Annotated in this window: 15 protein-coding genes and 1 tRNA gene; 1 reads left to right on the top strand and 15 read right to left on the bottom strand. The window is 38.0% G+C overall.

What is annotated here, in order from left to right; translation table 11 throughout:
- Positions 1–2 precede the first annotated feature (2 nt).
- Together AAY42_RS07935 and AAY42_RS07940 are read right to left on the bottom strand one after the other, a co-directional pair.
- Complete coding sequence (locus AAY42_RS07935; RefSeq protein ID WP_082433365.1) at positions 3–3,503, bottom strand: SusC/RagA family TonB-linked outer membrane protein; 3,501 nt, start codon at positions 3,501–3,503, stop codon at positions 3–5.
- 133 nt (positions 3,504–3,636) lie between these two features.
- Complete coding sequence (locus AAY42_RS07940) at positions 3,637–4,791, bottom strand: FecR family protein (protein WP_055393990.1); 1,155 nt, start codon at positions 4,789–4,791, stop codon at positions 3,637–3,639.
- A gap of 121 nt (positions 4,792–4,912) precedes the next feature.
- Here AAY42_RS07940 and AAY42_RS07945 point away from each other — a divergent pair, with 121 nt between their 5' ends.
- Positions 4,913–5,530 (top strand): RNA polymerase sigma factor, encoded by a 618-nt coding sequence (locus AAY42_RS07945; protein WP_175288742.1) that lies wholly within the window; start codon positions 4,913–4,915, stop codon positions 5,528–5,530.
- Positions 5,531–5,631: 101 nt separating this feature from the next.
- On the opposite strand, the gene AAY42_RS07950 is transcribed toward AAY42_RS07945, so the two are convergent.
- The 13 genes from AAY42_RS07950 to AAY42_RS08010 all read right to left on the bottom strand — a co-directional run bounded on the left by AAY42_RS07950 (position 5,632) and on the right by AAY42_RS08010 (position 20,295).
- Positions 5,632–5,705: transfer RNA gene (locus tag AAY42_RS07950), tRNA-Arg, on the bottom strand.
- Positions 5,706–5,711: 6 nt separating this feature from the next.
- On the bottom strand, positions 5,712–6,164 hold the full coding sequence (locus tag AAY42_RS07955; RefSeq protein WP_055393994.1) for a GatB/YqeY domain-containing protein: 453 nt from the start codon (positions 6,162–6,164) through the stop codon (positions 5,712–5,714).
- A 102-nt stretch (positions 6,165–6,266) separates the two neighbouring features.
- Positions 6,267–8,231, bottom strand: coding sequence for a cell division protein FtsZ (gene ftsZ, locus AAY42_RS07960; RefSeq protein ID WP_055393996.1), 1,965 nt, complete (start codon positions 8,229–8,231; stop codon positions 6,267–6,269).
- 41 nt (positions 8,232–8,272) lie between these two features.
- Complete coding sequence (gene ftsA / locus AAY42_RS07965) at positions 8,273–9,598, bottom strand: cell division protein FtsA (RefSeq protein ID WP_055393997.1); 1,326 nt, start codon at positions 9,596–9,598, stop codon at positions 8,273–8,275.
- Positions 9,599–9,601: 3 nt separating this feature from the next.
- On the bottom strand, positions 9,602–10,321 hold the full coding sequence (locus AAY42_RS07970) for a cell division protein FtsQ/DivIB (RefSeq protein WP_055394000.1): 720 nt from the start codon (positions 10,319–10,321) through the stop codon (positions 9,602–9,604).
- Entirely contained in the window at positions 10,311–11,663 is a 1,353-nt protein-coding gene (gene murC, locus AAY42_RS07975) for a UDP-N-acetylmuramate--L-alanine ligase (protein ID WP_055394002.1), read from the bottom strand. Before murC ends, AAY42_RS07970 begins: the two co-directional genes overlap by 11 nt.
- A complete protein-coding gene (murG, locus tag AAY42_RS07980) occupies positions 11,660–12,748 on the bottom strand; it encodes an undecaprenyldiphospho-muramoylpentapeptide beta-N-acetylglucosaminyltransferase (protein WP_055394004.1) in 1,089 nt (362 codons plus the stop codon). The genes murC and murG overlap by 4 nt, the downstream gene beginning before the upstream one ends.
- Entirely contained in the window at positions 12,735–13,940 is a 1,206-nt protein-coding gene (locus tag AAY42_RS07985) for an FtsW/RodA/SpoVE family cell cycle protein (protein ID WP_055394006.1), read from the bottom strand. The genes murG and AAY42_RS07985 overlap by 14 nt, the downstream gene beginning before the upstream one ends.
- Positions 13,941–13,944: 4 nt before the next feature.
- Complete coding sequence (gene murD, locus AAY42_RS07990; RefSeq protein ID WP_055394008.1) at positions 13,945–15,279, bottom strand: UDP-N-acetylmuramoyl-L-alanine--D-glutamate ligase; 1,335 nt, start codon at positions 15,277–15,279, stop codon at positions 13,945–13,947.
- A complete protein-coding gene (mraY, locus tag AAY42_RS07995) occupies positions 15,280–16,500 on the bottom strand; it encodes a phospho-N-acetylmuramoyl-pentapeptide-transferase (RefSeq protein ID WP_055394010.1) in 1,221 nt (406 codons plus the stop codon).
- Positions 16,501–16,508: 8 nt separating this feature from the next.
- The gene (locus tag AAY42_RS08000; protein WP_055394012.1) at positions 16,509–17,972 is read right to left on the bottom strand and encodes a UDP-N-acetylmuramoyl-L-alanyl-D-glutamate--2,6-diaminopimelate ligase; all 1,464 of its coding nucleotides are present in this window, start codon (positions 17,970–17,972) and stop codon (positions 16,509–16,511) included.
- Complete coding sequence (locus tag AAY42_RS08005) at positions 17,969–19,978, bottom strand: penicillin-binding protein (protein WP_055394015.1); 2,010 nt, start codon at positions 19,976–19,978, stop codon at positions 17,969–17,971. The genes AAY42_RS08000 and AAY42_RS08005 overlap by 4 nt, the downstream gene beginning before the upstream one ends.
- Entirely contained in the window at positions 19,978–20,295 is a 318-nt protein-coding gene (locus tag AAY42_RS08010) for an FtsL-like putative cell division protein (RefSeq protein WP_055394017.1), read from the bottom strand. Before AAY42_RS08010 ends, AAY42_RS08005 begins: the two co-directional genes overlap by 1 nt.
- Position 20,296: the final 1 nt, after the last annotated feature.

Below are 20,296 nucleotides of genomic sequence, written 5' to 3' on the forward strand. Positions count from 1 at the left end.
ATTTAAAATGTAAGCCTAATACCAGCGATAAGCTGCTTGGATACAGGATAGTTGTTATTATCACTAGGTATTCTAAAACTGGAAGTATTTGAAACCTCCGGATCTGCTCCAGGGTATTTGGTAAATGTAAATAAATTGGTCCCTGTTATATACAAATACAAATTTTGAAAATTTATATTCTTCAATACCTCTTTTGGTAGATTGTAGCCCAAGGTGATAGTTTTAATCCTTAGATAATCCCCAGAAAATACATAAAGACTTGAAAGCCTATTGTTATAGTTTCCACCAGTGTAGCTTGTTCTATAAACAGCTCTGGGATATTTTGCATTGGGATTCTCTTGAGTCCAGCGATTCAAAGCATATGTTTGCTTATTGCCTTGTTCATTTCCACTTGTATAACTATAACTATTTGATCCAGCTGCCCAGTAAATATCATTACCAACACTATAATTGGCAAATACATTTAAAGACATTCCTTTATAATTTAAGGTGGAATTAATACCTCCAAAAAAATCAGGCTCGATACTACCAATAGTTTGTAAATCCGGTAAATCACTGTTAAAAGAGGAATAGGTAACTTCTCCGTCCCCATCTAAATCAGCATAATAAATATCCCCCGGGCTGGTCAAGGTTCCTTGGTAAACACCATCTGGAGCATTTTCGTTTAATACATCTATTTGTTCTTGGCTTTCAAATAGTCCGTTGGCTACATAACCTTTTATTAAACCCAACGGTTCACCTTCTTTAAAATATAATCCGCCCAATGTAACCCCTCCTCCAAATTCATCTTGGTAGGTAGTGTTTAAACGTATTAATTTACTCTTGGCTGTTGCTGCATTAAAATTGAGATTCCACCTCAAATACTTTGTGTTTACAATATCAAAGTTAAGTGACAGTTCATAGCCTTTATTTTGAGTATCCCCTAAATTGGTGATAACGCTAGTCAATCCGCTAGAGGAGGGCAGTTCTGTTTGATATAGAACATCTTTGGTGTCTTTTTGATAATACCCAATTTCACCTCTTATTTTATTATTGAGAACCGCAAATTCCAGCCCAAAATCCTTTTGCGTGGTTATTTCCCATTTTAGGTCTGGGTTACCTATTACCAAGGGAACCACACCAGTATCCCCGTTATAGACTCCCAACACACCATTTTGCGCACCAAATAGGCTAAAGGATTGGTTGGGATTAAACGTTACATTTCCTGATTGGCCAATACTGGCCCTAAGTTTTAAAAAATTTAGTCCGGACCAGTTTTCCGCTAATTTTTCTCTATGTATATTCCAACCTATTCCCACAGAAGGAAACGATGCCCATCGGTTGTTGGCTCCAAACTTAGAAGATCCATCAATTCTACCCGCAAAACTGATTAAGTACCTATTATCATAATCATACAAAACTCTAGAGAAAAAAGATAGAAGGGTACTTTCTGTTATAGCCTGTTGAATAGAAAGATCTTCACCTGCATAACTTAAACCAATAAGCGTGTCATCATTAGGAAAATTTTCCCCGTAGTAACTATTGGTTTCACTGCGTTCGCTTAGAAATGTATTTCCAACTAATATATTGAGATTGCTTCGACCTAATACCATATCATAGGCCACAGTGGTTTCGATGGTTGGATTAAATGTTTTTCTATCAATAAGATTACCCTTACCATTTGTTGCCAAACCACTTTGGGTATAACTTGGATAAAATGCATAGCTTTCATTATCTATATATTGCAGTATTCCCGTTGTTTTTATATACAAATTTTGTATGGGTTCGTATTCTAACCCCATACTTGTCAACATGGAAAAATTTGTTGACGTAATCCTTCTTTCTTTTGAAGAAAGTGGGTTGTATATATCTCCAAAACGGGCCACTAAATTACCATCCTCATCATAAGGTGTTTCATCTGGCCTAATGGAGGAAGCAGCATTCAAAACACTATAAAGGCTGGACAATGCATAATCACTTTCTATCCTTCCCAAACTTATATTGCTAAAAAAGGATAAATTGTCTTTTAGGTTTTGTCTTAAATTGAGGGCAAAAGCATATCTGGTCAATTTATCTCCTTCAATGGCACCATTATCATTTTGCAGACTCAAAGCTGAATAATAAGACCCCCTTTCGCCAGCACCTCTCACATTGAACGCATAATTAGTAGTGCTTGTATTTGAATTCCCAATTAAATCTAGCCAATCTGTATCAACAGACGTATCTATTTCTGTACCATCCAAAACTCCTAAAGCAAATGAGTCCGTTGCTGGGATAGCACCACCAGAATTCACATAATTTTCTATAGCTTCTGTATATATTTCCTCATATTGGCTTGCATTTAGAACATCTATTTTTTCAATAAAATTAGATCTTTGAGTTATTGAAAATTCAAACTGTGGTTTTTTTGACTTCCCGCCATCTTTTGTAGTAATAACAACCACACCTGCAGCTGCTCTAGAACCATAAATGGCTGTTGCAGTAGCATCTTTAAGAATTGAAATACTTTCTACATTGTTAAAATCTATAAAACCTAAATCATTATTAAAACCCTCACTCTCAAGAGTAACAGCTTCGTTATTGTTAATATCATTAATAAGACTCGTATACCCAGGTATTTCAGTAGAAGGAGATATAGGAACACCATCTATCACATACAATGGTTGGTTGGTTCCCAAAATAGAAGAACTCCCCCTAATACGTACTCTAGCTGCAGCTCCGGGCTTTCCACTTGGGTTACTTACCTGAACGCCGGCTACCTGTCCTTGCAATGCCTGATCAATATTTAATATGTTACCTTGATTTGCAATGTTTTCTACATCTACAACACCGACCGAACCCGTATATGCTTCTTTTTTTACTTTTCCATATCCAACAAGTATTGTCTCCTCCAAACTTGTCACAGCTACTTCTAATTGAACATTAATGGTACGCTGAGTTCCTACTACTACTTCCTTGCTATTGTAGCCCACACTGGTAAAAACAAGGATGGCAGCCTCATCGGGTACTGTTATTTGATAGTTACCATCAAAATCAGCTGCAACTCCTGTATTAGTATCCTTTATCCGTACGGTAACCCCTGGCAAAGGAAGCCCCTGCTCGTCTGTAATTGAACCTGTGACCAATATATTCTGTTGTCGTTTTTTTTCAGGTAGCCCTTTAGGTTGAATAATGATGGTATTGGAATCGGTAACATTTAGGGTTACTGAAGAACTTGAAAGACTCTTTTGCAATAATTTATCTACCCTAACCTTACCTTTCTTTACCCTTATTTTAGGCCTATCTTTAAACAAATCTACTTGGTAGATAAAGTGATAATCCGTCTGCTCCATAATAAGATCAAACACTTCATCCACCGTTAATTCTTGATCCCTTTCAATGATTACAGTTTTCTGCGACAACACTTCATTAGTGTTCATTCCCATTATAAGAGTACAAAAAAGTAAAAGATAACCTCTCATAATTAAAAGTAAGAGCTGTCTCCCATAAAGGATTCGTAAAGCCCTCTTTATTTGGTTTTTCATAAATTTGGTTGCATTTAGTTAATGAGTAATTAGTTATTTGCCCGGAGGGAAGGATTATCGTCGGTGAGATGTTGGTAATTCTATCCCTCTTTTTCTATTTAAGTGATCTATATCCCATAGTGGGCAATTTATCTTATCGGATCACCACTTTATTTTCTTTTATTTCATAACTGTTGATGTATTTAGTGTTCTTAATCAAGTTCAATATTTCTTCCAAAGGTTGGTTTTTACTCAAAGTACCTTTAAACTCTATTTCTTTTAATGATTTATTTTCAATTTCAATATCCACATCATACCATCTTGATAATGTTACCACGATATTTGATAGGTCCTTGTTCTTAAACATAAAGAGCCCCTTCTTCCATGCCGTTTCACTTAGCACATCTGCCCTTCTTATATCAATTCCATCATTTTTCGTATCGACCACCGATTGATGATTGGGCACAAGAATAGATTGCATATTTCCGGTCATCACTTCAACCGAACCTTCAACCAAGGTGGTAAATACCTTTTGTTCATCAGAATATGCCTTGATATTGAATTCTGTACCCAGTACTGAAACACTTTGATGTTTGTGAATTACCGTAAAACCATCATCACCGTTTAATTCTTTAGCTGGACTTACATCAAAATAAGCCTCGCCATAAATTAGTTCAACAAGCCTTTGTTGCCCAGAAACAAAACTCGTAGTGTACTTGATCTTTGAATCTGAATTCAACCATATTTTTGTTCCATCAGAGAGTGCTATGGTAAATTGTTTTCCGCGTTTGACAGTTATGTAATTGTAATCTATTTCTTCGTGGTCCTCCTTGGCCACATAGACCAATTCTTCGCCATTACTCTTCAGATATTGATTTTTATAGGAACTACCTTTCTTTAAATTTACCTCGGTTCCATCATCCAAGGTTAACGTAGCTCCATCCGTACCTTGCTCAATGGTAGTTTTTACAACTTTAATTGATGAAACTGAATCTTTATTCAAATAGTACCCTAAAAAAGTGAATCCCACTAAAAGAATGACTGACGCAGCTGCAACTCTAATTGGATTGTCCCAAAGTTTTCTAACTTTTGCCTCTGGAGTTTTTAGCGCTTCGGCAATTTTCAGATACTTGGAATCCTTATCGTTATCTTGATTTGATAAATGAACATAATAATCAGCCCGAACATAGGTGTTGAACTGTTTCTTATTTTCCGGTTTCTCCAACCACTTTAAAAAACTTTTCCATTCACTTTCGGTCAAGGTTTTATTGATGAATTTGTGAATCAGTTTTTCTTCGTTTTCGGTCATCACTGTTGTATTCTTTTATTAGATAACGGATACCAAACAAAAGATACCTAACCATTTCTTAACTTTTTTTCTACATTTATGTAGAGTTCATTCGTTAATGACTTCAATCTCGGTCCCAAGTATGGCAAATTTTAAAACCAATGAAATGCTGGAACAACAAATCATTAATGGTGATAGTCAGGCATTTAAAGTGTTCTTTGAAAAATATCACGGTTCACTTTTAGGGTACGCCCTGTCCTTAACACAAGATCGGCAGCAAGCGGAAGATATCGTCCAAACCGCTTTTGTAACCCTTTGGAAAAAGAGAAAAACCTTACATCCTTCTGGATTTAGAAAATTATTGTACCACACCTCCAAAAATCTTTATATTGACCAATATAGAAGTTCCATATCACGTGCCAACCTATATGCCGAACTGACATATGATGCCCTGAAGGAAGAGCCTGAAGATGAAGAATACCAGCAGCAACAAATCATTAAGCTTAGGAAAATTATTGAAACCCTGCCTGAACGGTGTCAGCAAATCTTACGAATGACCAAATTAGAGGGGTTGAGCCAACAAGAAACTGCAGATTATTTGTCCATATCGCCACGAACGGTACAGGCGCAAATTCATGTTGCTTATAAAAAAATCAGGGAAATGTTTAACAACGATGAGCCAACGATTTTATTTTTCCTTGTTAATGCTTTGCAAAGTATGGGCTTACCCTCTAATCAAAAAAAAATTCTGGGTCAATGAATCTGTATATTAGGCTTCTCTGGAATTAAATCAATATATAACAAAAAAGAACTCCCCAAAATCAATGATCTGGGGAGTTTTAATTAATCTGAAATATTTTGTGACCACGGTAGGATTCAAACCTACGACCGCTGGAGCCGAAATCCAGTGCTCTATTCAGCTGAGCTACGTGGCCATTATTTTATGAGCTTAATTTGGCTTTTACTATTGTAGAAATTGTTTTTCCATCAGCTTGTCCTGCCAATTCCTTGGAAACCATCCCCATTACCTTTCCCATATCCTTCATACCCGATGCACCAATTGAATCAATGGTCATTACAACTACTTTTTCTATTTCTTCTTCGGTAAGTTGTTCAGGTAAAAACTTTTCAATTATAGCTACCTGTGCCAACTCAGGTGCAGCCAAGTCATCCCTTCCTTGTTCAGTGAAAATTGCTGCACTATCCTTGCGTTGCTTCACCAACTTTTGAACTAGTTTTACCTCATCTTCTTCAGAAAGTTCTCCTCCACCACCTTTATCCGTTTTTGCCAAAAGAATTGCAGACTTAATTGCTCGCAATGATTCCAGTGCAACTGTATCCTTAGCTTTCATTGCCGTTTTCATCTCTGACATTACCTGATCCTGCAAACTCATCTTATACTTATTTTGGGCTGCGAAGATAAAAAATAAACCCGAAAGTCTCTTAACTTACGGGTTTAAGCTTTCCATCAAAAAATGGAGTCAATTTAAACACTACTAATCAACATTATCGTGCAAGAAGGAATTATTTGAACGTAATTGTATCTCATCATTACTATCCTCGCTTAGTGTTGTTCTTGAAACTTTCTGTTCCTGTGGAACGTCATTTAAATCAACACCTTGTCTTTTGTATGCAGGTTGCTTTTCAATTTCATCTATACTGTTCCTATTGTTCTGGAACTTATAATTGAAGTTTTTAAGTTTTTTTCTTCGCTCGTCCGCGCGATCTTTCAATAAATCATTTATAGAACTGTTGAAAGGGTCCACATTTTGATTATGTTCCCCTCCTGTCGAAGCTTCGGTATTAATTGTTTTCTTCTCAAATACCAACTCATCTTCCACCAATTTAGGTTCATGGGTTTCCGCTACGGACTTAGCTCCCGTAAGTTTGGTTTCCAACTCCATGTATTCTTCCAAGTTGTAGCGTGTTTCCCCTTCTTTATTGTATTCCAAAACCGGGTCTACCTCAACATATTCATTAACATTTATATCACGAACGTTCTCGTCCAAATCAAAGGTAATTGTATGTTCTTTTTCTTCCTCCTCCTCTTTTACCGCACTCAAGGGCATATCAAAAGTCAACGCAAACTGGTCTTCCTCTTCTTTTGCGGAAACAACTTCTGGATCTACAACCTCAATGTCTTCCAATATGCTCTTGGCTTCAATGATCACAAAATCTTCTTCAATGCCTTCAGGAACAACTTCTTCGTAAAAAACATTAAAATTTCTGATATAATTGGTTGTTGGAATAAGTTCAACCTCAGGCGCTGTCTCTTGCGGTGATTTTACTTCTTCAACTTCCTCATCTTCCATTTCCAAGGTATGCTTGACAATCACAGGCTCCAATTCAACTGGCGCTTCAATTTTCACTTCTTGGACGGATGTTGTATCAGGCGTTAGTTCCTGTTCTGCAATTTGCTCATCTTCCAAGGTGTAAAAAACCTTCTTTGTTTCCGTGTTTACAATATCATCTTGTTGGTCTACATTAAACCCCGTAGCAATAACCGTTACAGCAATGGCATCTCCCAAATTCTCATCTTCACCAACACCCATAATGATGTTTGCTCCATGTCCCGCTTCAACTTGGATATGATCATTGATTTCCCCTATCTCATCAATGGTAATTTCTTGTGAACCGGAAACGATAAGTAACAATACGTTCTTGGCCCCACTAATTTTATTATCATTCAATAATGGGGAATCCAACGCTTTCATGATAGCCTCACCAGCTCTAGCCGACCCTGAGGCCGTAGATGAACCCATTATTGCCGTTCCGCTATTGGAAAGAACCGTTTTAGCATCTCTAAGGTCAATATTTTGAGTGTAGTGATGTGTAATTACTTCTGCAATACCCTTAGCTGCAGTTGCCAACACTTCATCTGCCTTTGAAAAACCGGCTTTGAAACCCAAATTTCCATAAACCTCACGTAGCTTATTGTTATTGATTACTATTAAAGAGTCTACGTTTGCCCGTAATTTTTCAATACCAGCTTGTGCTTGTTTGTTACGCATGGCGCCTTCAAACTGAAAGGGTATAGTAACAATACCTACAGTTAGAACATCCAACTCTCTAGCTGCTTTAGCAATAATTGGAGCTGCACCAGTTCCCGTTCCACCACCCATACCGGCAGTGATAAAAACCATTTTTGTGGTATGCTCCAGCATAGTTTTTACATCTTCCATACTCTCCAAAGCGGCCTGCTCTCCCACTTCTGGATTGGCACCTGCACCCAATCCTTCTGTTAATGACACACCCAACTGAATTTTGTTGGGAACCGGGCTATTCTGCAATGCCTGTGCATCAGTGTTACAGATTACAAAATCCACTCCATTGATTCCGGCCTGGAACATGTGGTTGATGGCATTACCACCACCTCCACCAACGCCAATTACTTTTATTACGTTGCTCTTGTTCTTTGGAAGATCAAAAGCGATGTTATCAAATTCAGTGTTCTTACTCATGATGCTTTTTGTTACTTATTAGGGTATGCTTTATAGGGTTATTATTCTGCGTTGTCCAAAAAGTCTTTCAACTTCTCGGACCATTTGTCAAAAATGGATTTTCTTTCTCTGGTCGATATGTTTTTGGGTTGCGAAGCCGCATGTTCTTGCCCAACCAAAACCTGCTCTTCATTTTGAATCTCTTCTTCTAAAACAGCCTCCATTGATTTTGTTTCCAAGGCATTCATTAAAAGACCAACCGCGGTTGCATATAACGGACTTGCAATCTCTTCATCTGAATCTCCAGCCAAGTGCTCATTGGGATATCCAATACGTGTATCCATGCCAGTGATATATTCAACCAATTGTTTTAAATGCTTTAGTTGACTTCCTCCTCCTGTAAGGACAATTCCCGCAATCAACTTTTTCTTCTGATCCTCATGTCCGTAGTTCTTAATTTCCACATACACTTGCTCTATGATCTCCACAACTCTAGCATGTATAATCTTAGAGAGGTTTTTAAGGGTAATTTCTTTTGGTTCACGCCCTCTTAATCCGGGAATGGATACAATCTCGTTATCCTTGTTTTCACCTGGCCAGGCAGAACCAAATTTTATCTTCAATAATTCGGCTTGTTTCTCAATAATTGAGCAACCTTCCTTTATATCTTCGGTTATTACGTTCCCCCCAAACGGGATTACTGAGGTATGACGAATAATTCCATCTTTAAAAATTGCAAGATCCGTGGTACCACCACCTATATCAATCAGTGCTACACCAGCTTCTTTTTCTTCTTGACTTAGCACAGCTTCTGCTGATGCCAATGGTTCCAAGGTGATATTTGCCAAGTCCAGACCCGCGCTCTTAATGCATCTACCAATATTTTTGATGGATGAAACCTGTCCAACCACAACATGGAAATTAGCCTCTAAGCGCCCTCCGTACATTCCTTTGGGTTCTTTTATTTCCGGTTGGCCATCTACTCTATACTCTTGTGGCAAAACATGGATAATCTCTTCACCCGGAAGCATAACCAATTTATATACCTGATTACAAAGTTTCTCCAAATCATCATCATCAATGACTTCTTCAGAATTTGGCCTTGTTATGTAATCACTATGCTGAAGACTTCTAATGTGTTGCCCTGCAATACCAACAACTACGGAACCAATTTTCAGCCCAGAATTCACTTCTGCTTGTTCCACTGCTTGTTGAATAGATGAAATGGTCTGTGTAATATTATTGACCACACCTCTATGCACACCTAAGCTTTTTGACTTACCTGTACCTAAAATCTCAATTTTACCGTACTCATTTTCCCTACCAATAATCGCTACGATTTTGGTAGTTCCAATATCCAAACCAACTGAATAATTACCCTGTTCCATACTTTATATTTTGGTGCAAACCACTTGATTATTGAATTCTAGACTTACTGTTGCATATTTTTCCAAAGAATTGTCTTTAGCAGCTTTTGCATAAAATGCCATAAAATTTTTGAACTTCTCGTTAAGGTTTTCAACTCCTCCCAAATTCACAACAAAGTTTTCCAAACGAAACTTCAATTGATACTTACCTTCTTCCTCAATATGTATCCCGATAACATTCTTCCTAAGAAAATCATCCTCGTTTATATAATTTAAAATCGTGTAGGCATCCTCAAGGCTATTTCCCGTGATTTTGCCCGTAATTATTGGCACTCTAGCCGAATGATGACTGGACAAGGGCATACGCTCTCCCAAATCATCCAAATAAAATTTAGAGACTCCCTCAACTCTTCCAACTGGCTTACGCTGAACAATCTTAGATATAAGTTCTCCATTTACAGTAAGATAGACTTGGGCGTTTTTCACCATTTCATTGGACCTAATAACATCCTCTATGGTATTCAAAACTAATTCTTCTTTAGCCCTATTTTTTACCACGCCATAATTTTGTATTAACAATTTATTAACTGAGGCCTCAGTAAGATATAAGTCACTGTCTCCCAAAAAATTAATAGAGATATCACTCACTCTTTTTTTCTTGCTACGGTGTTCCGCAAAGCCGTAAAGTCCAATTATTGTAATGGACAGAAACGTCAATTTTATGTAATTCCAATTAACTCGCATATGCTAATTCTCTTTTTATCTTTGGTACTTCCAATCCAATATCTCCAGCACCCATTGTCACTAAAACTCCTGATTTACAATCCCTTACTTCGTTTATAAGGTTTGACTTAGAAACCAACTTTTTCCTTGGGTTGTCTATCTTGTTCAATAGCCAAGCAGAAGTAATTCCTTCAATGGGCTCTTCTCTGGCTGGATAGATTTCCAATAACAAGATCATATCAAATTTTGAAAGGTTATTTGCAAAATCGTCTGCAAAATCCTTTGTTCTCGAAAACAAATGGGGTTGAAAAACAGCTGTTATTTCCTCATTAGGGTGCATTTCCTTTATTGCGTTATAAACAGCAGAAATCTCTGTGGGATGATGTGCGTAATCATCAATGAAAACAAAATCAGAGTCCTTAATTTGATAGGAAAATCTTCTTTGAACCCCCTTAAAAGTTCCTAATGCCTTGGCAAGGCGGTACGGCGGGGAACCGGCTTGTACCGCCATCGCAAAAGCAGCTAATCCATTGAGTAAATTGTGCCTACCAGGTTTATTGAAACGAACTTGCTTCAATATCTCGGTTGGCGTTTTTAAATCAAATATGTAGGTACCATGTTCAATTAAAATATTTTCAATGCAGTAATCTGACTCATCCTCAATACCGTAGGTAATGCCTTTTAATGGAAGTCCATTTCTAATGAAAAGCATTCCGCTAGGTTTTATTTTTTGTGTAAAATCATAAAATGATTGTTGCAATTCTTCACTGGTTCCATAAATATCTAAATGATCTGCATCCATAGAAGTAATACAAGCAATATTGGGAGAAAGCTGTAAAAAGGACCAATCAAATTCATCAGCTTCAACAACAGAGTATTCGGTTCCCTCCAACACAAAATTGCTATTGAAATCTTCTGAAATTCCGCCTAAAAAAGCTGTGAACGGCGTATTGACTTCTTTTAACAAATGGGCAAGAATACAAGAGGTAGTGGTTTTTCCATGAGTACCAGCCACCGCAAAGCAGAAGGTGTCTCGCGTTATAATACCAAGTACTTCTGATCGTTTTTTTATTTCAAAACCAGCATCATTGAAAAATTGTAGTTGTGAATGTGAGGAAGGTACAGCTGGCGTATACACTACTAATGTATTGTCTTTCTGTTTGAATGCCTCTGGGATTTGACTTATCTCATCTTCAAAATGAACTGCAATTCCATGATTTACCAATTCATCGGTTATTGAGGTCCTGGTCTTGTCATAACCCACAACATTCTTGTTTATATACTTGAAATAGCGAGCCAAAGCGGACATGCCAATACCTCCGATACCGATAAAGAAAACATTATGGATGTCCTTTACATTCATTTTAATAATTTTTCAATTTCATCAACGATGTGATCCGTAGCCTGAGGCATGGCCAATTCCTTGATGTTCATACTCAACTTGTTTTGGATATCAACAGAATTCATGAGATTGGTAAACTTGTTTTCGAATTCTGTATCCAATTCACTTTCCTTTAGCATTAATGCAGCATCTTTTGATACCAGCGCTTTTGCGTTTTTAGTTTGATGGTCTTCTGCAACATTGGGCGATGGAATAAAAAGAACCGGTTTTCCTACCAAACATAATTCCGATACCGACCCTGCTCCTGCTCTAGAAATAATAACATCTGCAGCAGCATATGCATAATCCATTCTATTTAAAAAAGCTAAAACCTTTACCGAACTGGAATCGTATTGCTTATAGTCTTCATAGTAGAGTTTACCACATTGCCATATCAATTGCACCTTCAGGTCTTTGAAAAAATTAAGCTCCTTCTCAATTAACTGATTCACTCTTCTTGCACCCAAACTACCGCCAATAATCAATATTGTTTTCTTATCTGCATCCAATCCAAAAAAGTCGGTTGCTTCTCTTTTATCAACCTTCAAATCCACTAAATCAGAACGGACAGGGTTTCCCGTCTTGATGATTTTTTCCTTTGGAAAGAATTGCTCCATTCCATCATAGGCAACACAAATACGTTTCGCTTTATTTGCCAATAATTTGTTCGTGATTCCCGCATAGGAATTTTGTTCCTGAAGCACACAAGGAATTTTAGAACTGGCAGCCATTTTAAGCAATGGTCCACTAGCAAATCCACCCGTACCTATAGCGACGTTGGGTTTAAACTGTTTGACTATTTTGCGTGCTCTAAACAAACTACTCACTAGTTTTAATGGAAACATTAAATTTTTAAGTGTCAGTTTCCGTTGTAATCCACTTATCCACAAACCTTCTATCCTGTATCCTGCTTGCGGTACTTTTTCCATTTCCATTTTATCCTTGGCCCCAACAAACAAAAACTCGGCTTTGGGATGCCTCCTTTTTAATTCATTGGCTATGGCTATTGCCGGATAAATATGTCCTCCCGTGCCTCCTCCAGAAAGTATAAACCTATAGTTGCCCACTTAATACTTCTAAAGGATTGCTTTCATTTATATCATAGGATTCCTCCTCTAAATTTTCTTTTTTGTTGCTTGCGCTCAATATTATTCCAATGGCCATACAGGTCATCCAAATAGATGTGCCTCCCATGCTAATCAATGGCAACGGTTGACCTGTTACGGGAAATAATTGAACCACTACGGCCATATTTATAAATGCTTGAAAAACGATGGGCAAACCAACCCCAATCACCAATAACTTTGAAAAAATGGTTTTGGCCGAGTTTGCGACCACCACTATCCGAAACAACAACAACAAATAGAAAAACAGCAAGGCTCCTCCTCCCAACAGTCCATATTCTTCAATGATTATCGCAAAAATGAAATCTGAAGTACTTTGCGAAAGCATATTCTTCATTACACTTTTTCCGGCTCCTTTGCCAACTACCCCACCTTCAGCAATTGCTATTTTTGCAAGTGTAAGTTGATGCAAATCATCCTTTCCAGCTTTTTCCGGACTCCAAAACGTTTCTATTCTAGATTTCCATGTTCCTGCCCGTTGTGGTAATACCTCCGGGGTTTTGAACAGCACAAACAAAAACATTCCGGACAGCACAATCCCTGTCCCAACAATTGCAAACAAATACTTTAATGGGTATCCTCCCAAAAAACAGAGAACCAAGACCAAAAAACAAATAATGGCAGCAGTTGAAAAATTCTCTGGTAAAATCAACAGTACAACCAAAACGGTTGGCAACCAAAGTGGCAAGATGCTTTCTTTAAATGTAATTGCCACATCCTTTATCTTGGTCAAATACCTTGCAATCCATATCATTAAAACAACTGATGCCAAGGTCGATGTTTGAAAATTCACACCTACGAATGGTAACTTGATCCATCTGTTTGCCGTTACCCCTCCAATTTTGGTCTCCACGGTAAGGGTGTACGCCAACAGAATTAAAACAATGGGCAATGCTATAATGGAAAGCCCCTTAAAATAATGTGTGGGTATACGATGAATGGCATAGATGATTCCAAATCCCAAAAACAATAGCACTGCATGCTTTACCAAATGCCCAATAGTTGTACCATCATCATTTACGTAGACCAGATTGGTACTTGCGCTATACACAGGTAAAAATGAGAAAAGTGCCAATAGGGCCACCACGCCCCAAATAGCTTTATCACCTTTCAAATTTTTAAACACCGCTAACATTTGGTTATAAATTTTTTATTGCTGATTTAAATTGATTTCCCCTATCCTCATAGTTTTCAAAAAGGTCAAAACTTGCACATGCCGGAGATAATAAAACTGAATCTCCACGCTCCGAAATTTTGTAGGCCACTTTTACCGCCTCTTCCATTGAGTAGGTTTCTACCATTAAATCGATAACATTTCCAAAAACATCTTTTAACTTGGAATTATCCATTCCCAAGCAGATTATAGCTTTTACTTTTTCTCGCACCATTGGCATCAACTCTCTATAATCATTGCCCTTGTCCACACCACCAACTATCCAGACTATCGGTTTTTTAATTCCATCCAGAGCGTAATAGGTTGCATTAACATTTGTTGCCTTGGAGTCATTTATGTATTCCACATGGTTGATTTTTAAAACTTTCTCCAACCGATGAGGAACTCCTTGAAAAGTTTGGATACTCTGCCGGATAGTTTCCTTTCTAACATTTACCAATAAGGCAGCAAGTCCCGCGGCCATAGTATTCTTTACATTATGCTGACCATCTAGAGCTAAAATATCTGTACTCATTTCCAAGGTTTTATGTTCAATATTCATTTTAATAGTTTCATTTTCGAGCCAAGCTCCTTCTTTTGGTTTCTCCCTTAATGAAAAGGGAACTAATTTGGATTGAACCGGATGTTTTTTTAACCAATCCTTAATCACTTCATCATCCGCATCGTAAATCAGGTAATCGTTTTCATCTTGATTCATCGCAATTCGAAACTTTGAAGCGATGTAGTTCTCAAACTTATACTCATAACGATCTAAATGATCTGGGGTAATATTGGTAAGGATGGCCACATAGGGTTTAAAATCTATGATTCCATCCAATTGAAAACTGCTTATTTCCAATACATAATGCCCAAAATCTTGCTCTGCAACCATTTTAGCATAGCTATCACCAATATTCCCTGCCATACCCACATCCAGTCCATCGGTTTTTAGCATGTGATGCGCCAACATGGTTGTAGTGGTCTTACCATTGCTTCCTGTAATGCCGATCAGGGTTGCACTGGTATATTTTGATGCAAATTCAATTTCTGAAACAACAGAAACACCATTCTCAACCAACTTTTTCACCAAAGGGACGTTGTCCGGAATACCCGGACTTTTCATAACCACATCGGCATTAAGAATCTTGGACTCTGTATGAAATCCTGATTCCAATTCAATCTCAAAATGTTCAAGAACTTTTTTGTACTCCTTTTTTATTTCTCCTTTATCGGATACAAAGACATCAAATCCTTTTTTCTTTCCTAGTATTGCCGTTCCAACACCACTTTCTCCACCTCCAAGAATTACCAAACGAGCCATCTACCTAATTTTCAATGTCACAATACTGACAATTGCCAATAAAATTCCAATAATCCAAAATCGGGTGACTATTTTACTCTCGTGGTATAATTTCTTTTGATAATGATGGTGTAATGGTGCCATTAAAAACAACCGCTTCCCTTCACCATACTTCTTTTTAGTCCGTTTAAAGTAGCTTACTTGAAGCATCACAGAAACTGTTTCCGCAAAGAAAATTCCGCATAATAATGGAATCAACAATTCCTTTCTTACAATGATGGCTATCACCGCAATTACTCCACCAATAGTCAAACTACCAGTATCTCCCATGAAAACTTGGGCAGGATATGCATTGTACCATAAAAACCCAACCAGAGCACCAACAAATGCCGCTATAAAAACCAACAATTCACCAACTCTTGGGATATAAAAAATATCGAGGTAATCAGAGAACTCTATATTACCGGACACCAAGGCAAAAATGCCCAAAGTCAATACGATTATGGCAGAGGAACCTGCCGCTAGACCATCAATTCCATCCGTGAGGTTTGCTCCGTTTGAAACCGCAGTTACAATCAATATGACCACAGGGATAAAAATCAACCACGCATAATCTTCCAAACCATCCCCAGCCCATGTAATGAAATCAGCATAATCCAACTCATTGTCCTTAAAAAAGGGAACATTGGTCCGTACTCCTTTTGTGTCTTGTCCAAAAACTTTTTCAACCTTAAAGTTTTCAGTAATTCTTGTGCTATCTTTTTCTTTAATCGTGACTTCTGGATGAAAATAAAGTACCGAACCAACAATAAGCCCCAAACCAACTTGGCCTAAAATTTTGAACCTTCCTTTTAGACCCTTTTTATTTTTTCTGAAGATTTTAATGTAGTCATCTATAAATCCAATAACTCCCATCCATATTGTTGTGATAATCAATAAGATGATATAAATATTGTTGATATCGGCAAACAACACTACAGGCAATAAGGTCGATATGATGATAATCAACCCACCCATAGTTGGTGTTCCTGCCTTTTGTTTTTGACCTTCCAACCCTAAATCACGAATACTTTCCCCTATTTGCTTTTTCTGCAAAAACAGGATAATACGCTTTCCGTAGACCATGGCAATCAACAGTGAAAGCAATACCGCCATTGCCGCCCTAAACGTCTGAAACTGGAATAGGGATGCTCCGGGCAACTGGTACTGATTCTCTAAATACTCGAACAAGTAGTATAACATGGACTACATTATTTATTTAAACTGGCCAAAGCCGCTTTCACTTCTTTAAAATCATCAAAATCCACGCGCTTACCATTCGTTTCCTGATAGGTTTCGTGTCCTTTTCCCGCCACTAAAATGATATCATTGGACAAAGCCAATTTACAGGCCGCTTTTATTGCTTGCTTTCTATTTTCTATGGATAATACTTTTCTGGTATTTTGGGGCTCTACGCCTTTTTCCATTTCCTCAATAATCTCAGTAGGGGATTCAGTTCTCGGATTATCTGATGTGAAAATTGCCTGATTGCTCATTTCTGAAGCGATATGACCCATAACCGGACGCTTAGACTTATCACGGTCACCACCACACCCCACTACGGTGATGACGTTTTCATTTCCAGTCCTCAATGCATTGATTGTAATCAACACATTTTTTAGCGCATCCGGCGTATGGGCATAATCAACTATTGCTGTTATCTTTTCTTTTGATATAAAATATTGAAACCTACCATCCACATTTTCCAGTTCGCTGATAAGCTTCAAGGTTTCTAATTTTTCAAGGCCTAAAATATCTGCAGTGGCATATATGGCCAGTAGATTGTAGGCATTAAAATCTCCTATTAATTTGGACCACAATTCATTGTCATCAATCTTCAATAATTGGCCGTTGAATTGTTTTTCCAATATTTGCGCCCGATAGTCCGCATAAGACTTAAGCGCATAGGTATATTTTTTGGCCTTGGTGTTCTGTAGCATCACCAAACCATTTTTATCATCAATATTGCTTAATGCAAAGGCATTTTTTGGCAAATTGTCAAACAGTTTTTTCTTGGTATCCCTATACTCCGCAAAAGTTTTGTGATAATCCAGATGATCATGGGAAAGATTGGTGAAAATCGCGCCTTCAAAATACAATCCTTCTGTTCTTTTTTGATGGATTCCATGCGAACTCACCTCCATAAAACAATATTCTACCCCTTCTTCATTCATTCGGTTCAGATGTCCATTTATGGTCAACACATCTGGCGTAGTATGGCTAGTTGGGTATTCTTTGTTATCCACCAAAACCTTGATGGTAGAAATCAACCCTACTTTAAAACCTGCTTTTTTAAATAGATTGTAAAGCAAAGTACTTACCGTGGTCTTACCATTGGTTCCGGTAATTCCCACCAGTTTTAAATTTTTGGAAGGATTATCAAAATAATTGGCTGCCATAACAGCAAGAGCGCTATTGCAATCCTCAACTTTTAAATAGGTAACGCCATTAACCAGCAATTCCGGCAACTCCTCACAAATGATGGCTTTGGCACCCAATTCCACTGCTTTCTGAATGTAGTCATGACCATCTGTGATCAAACCACGGATAGCCACAAAAACATCATCCATTTCAACCTTTCGTGAATCGAAATGAAGGTGGTTTACCATTACATTGGTATTTCCACTAACAGCGGAAAGGCTAACCCCATATAATATGTCTTTCAACAATTTCATGAAAGTTCCAGTACTATTTTTCCAACTTTATTAATATCCGCCCCTTGCTCAATAGATTGTTTTTTCACTTTTCCATTTCCTCGCACTTCAACCTGTAATCCCAAGTTTTCTAGAAGAGAAACTGCATCCATGCCGCTCATCCCCTTAACATTCGGCACTTTGGTGTACTTTTTTTGGGCTTGGGCATAGTACTTTTCATAATCGTTCTCCAATATTTCTTCGTTGGCAGCTTTCCCCATTACTTCATCAACTATAGGCGATGTTGCATAAATTTTTTGCGCCATGGATTTAAACACGGGTCCTGATACATCCGCTCCATAATACCCCACACTTTTATCTGGTTCGTGTATTATCACGATACAGGAATATTTTGGATTATCCGCAGGAAAGTAACCCGCAAAAGATGAGATGTACGCAAGTTTATCCGGGTCTTTGGCCACATAGTTCTTTTGACAGGTTCCCGTTTTTCCAGCCATTGAAAAGTTTTTGGAATAAAGTCCATGCCCGGTTCCATACTCTTTTTCTACTACATCCTTCAACAACTGCTGAGCTTTTAATACCGTTTCTTTGGAACAAATTGATTGGTTGGTCACTTCTTTGTCAAATTTTTCAATCACCTTACTACCCTCTCTTACAGCTTTTATTAATCTAGGTTTTACAAATTCACCATCGTTTGCAATGGCATTATAAAATGCCAGAGTTTGTATTGGGGTCATGGACACTTCATAGCCGTGTGACATCCACCCCAAAGAAATTCCTGACCATCCCTTATCGCCAGGATACCGTATAACCGGTTTGCCTTCTCCTATTATAGGCAAATTCAGTTTCTTGTGAAGACCCATGTTCATTAGACGATTCACAAACTTCCCAGGTTTTTCCTTATAGTTTTCATGAATGATTTTAGCAAAAGCCGTATTGGACGAAACAGCAAAGGCCTTTGCTGCAGAAATCTTTCCATAACCACCCCATTTTGAATCTTTTACCACTCTGTCATAGATTCGATATCTTCCTTTTTCGGTATCAATGACGGTACTTGTGTCAATTACCTTATCCTCCAATGCCGCAATCATCGACATCAACTTAAAAGTAGATCCAGGTTCGTGGGATTCTCCTACCGCGTAGTTCAATTTTTCATAATACTTTCCTTCGGAGGTTCTTCCCAAGTTTGAGATTGCCTTTATCTCCCCCGTAGCGGTCTCCATAACTACAACACAGCCATGGTCCGCTTGATATTTTTCCAATTGGCCCAAAAGTTCATGATGAGCAATGTCTTGAATATTAATATCGATAGTTGAAACTACATCCAGCCCATCTTGGGGCTCTACAATATTGTCCAGCCCCACAGGCTTCCATTGCCCCTTGGCTATCTTTTGCTTTAATCGTTTTCCTTCTTTCCCTCTTAAGTACTGTTCCCCAAAAGCTCCATCTAAACCAACTCTGGTATAATAGCCGTTCTCATCAACTTTTTCATAACCGATACTTCTAGCTGCCATTTTACCTAAAGGGTATTCGCGCACAACCCGATGTTTTTCAATAAAACCACCTTTGTAGGGACCCAACTCAAACAACGGAAACTGTTTTATGCGCACATAATCCAGATAGTCCACATTTCTGGCTACCAATTTGTACCGGTTGCCATTTGCCCTAGCCTTTCTGAAAAGTTGTCTGTAATAGGATGAAGGTTTATCGAAAAGATTTCCCAAGGAATCTGAAAGCGCAGCTACATTATCCTGGAAGTTCTCTTTGGAAACGGTTTTGGCATCAAAACGGATTTCATATTTTGGTACAGAAGCCGCCAATAGGCTACCATCATCAGAATACAGGTTGCCTCTATTGGGTTCAATAGTGAACATCTTCTCCGTATTGTTCAGGGCAAGCTCTTTATAATCCTCACCCTTGATCATTTGGATATCTACCAACTTCACCACCACGCAAATGGAAAAAACAACAAGACAGCCTGCAACCAGGTACAGCCTATTCATGATATTTTTTTCTGTTATTGCCACTACTTATCTGATTTAACTTTTATTTTCTGCGGAGGATTCACTGATGGAATCAACCCTTCAGCCACTACTGATTCCCGTAATGTTGATTCCAATTTTAATTGTTGGACAGTAGATCTATGTTCAAAAAACTCACTTTTAAGTTTTCGGACCTCTTCACTTAAGGCGGCAATTTCATGGACTTTTTTATCCGCTTTGTGGCTACTGGAAATCATCATAGCAGCCAAAAAGGAAGCAAAAAACAGGAACATCCAATTTTTTGGCGCATCTCCACTTACCAAGAATTTTCCCTTTAATATGTCCAGTAGTCCTTTTTTCATT

This window comes from Flagellimonas eckloniae (assembly GCF_001413955.1).
In the GTDB taxonomy this organism is placed as follows: Bacteria; Bacteroidota; Bacteroidia; order Flavobacteriales; family Flavobacteriaceae; genus Flagellimonas; species Flagellimonas eckloniae.